General features: G+C 48.6%; 1 protein-coding gene. It reads right to left on the bottom strand.

Features of this window, described 5'->3' with window-relative positions; all coding sequences use genetic code 11:
- A partial coding sequence (locus ACX1DY_RS31365; RefSeq protein ID WP_458968037.1) for a condensation domain-containing protein occupies positions 1 to 1252 on the bottom strand: 1252 nt, incomplete at both ends.

The raw sequence follows: 1252 nt of genomic DNA, 5'->3' as shown, positions 1-1252 counted from the left end.
TCATGTCCGGACGTGCCGCCACTTGCTCCAGTATGGTCTCCAGATGCCCCAGAAGACGGTTGATCTGCTCAAGTTGATGATCCGACACATCGAATCCTATTTTGATACCGAGCCGATTCGTACGTAAATGCATCATGATGCTTAACGAATAATTGGTATGCTCGAAATTCTGAACAGAAGCGATATGAAAATCCTGATCCTCAGGCTGTCCGTTAACTTCATAGACGTCCGGATAGTTCTGGAAAACAAACAGATGGTCGATCAAGTTTTGTTTCAGATCCGTTTGCGCTTGAATCTCAGCTAATGAAAGGTAAGCATATTTCTCCGAATCGAGCGCTCGTTGCTGCAACCGTTTAACCGTTTCGATGTAAGTATCCGCTTGTTCGTTCGGGCTTAGCCGCACGGGCAGCGTGTTGATAAACAGCCCCACCATGTTCTCGACGCCGTCAATTTCCGCAGGACGCCCCGACACGACCGCTCCGAACACCGCGTCATCAATATTGTTGTATCTGCCCAGCAAAATGCCCCATGCCGTTTGCATCATGCTGTTCATCGTAACCTGATAGTGTTTGCTTAATTGCACCAAACGCTCGGTCAATGTCTCCGAGAACGAATGATGCACTTCTTCAAGTACATACGACTCGTCTGTACGACTTCCACTTGCAGGGATCACCGCACGCTGCTCGTATCCCGCCAGGTAATCTCTCCAGTAGCCTAGCGCTTCTTCGCGATCCTGCTCTTTCAGCCAATTGATAAAGTGGATATAAGGCTTCGCGGCAGGCAAATCTATCGCTTTGCCGCTGCAAAGCTGCGCGTACATATCGAAGAACTCTTTCAAGACAATGCTCATGCACCAGCCGTCCATCAAGATATGATGGTAGCTCCATACGATCTCGTACCGGCTCTCTCCCGTCTTCAATACGGCGATACGCAATAGCACATCTTTCATGAGATCGAATCCTTGCTCCCGATCCGTTTGCTTGAACCGATCCGCGCTGACCTTGATTTCATCTTCTGTTAATCCCGTGAAATCTTCGAAAATGATCGAAGGATTGCGCTTTTTAAGCACAATCTGCAAGGGCTTGTTCAATCCCTTGTACTTAAACACCGTTCGAAGGATATCGTACCGTTCCATCAGAAGGGAAAGGCTCTTCTCCAGATTTCCGACATGCAGCGAGCCTTGAATCATAAAGGACATTTGTACGAAGTAAGCAGACGACTGCGGCTCCCTTAACGCTTGGAACAGCATGCC

It is taken from the genome of Paenibacillus sp. BAC0078 (assembly GCF_054483875.1).
This window is presented reverse-complemented; position numbering and strand designations above follow the sequence as displayed.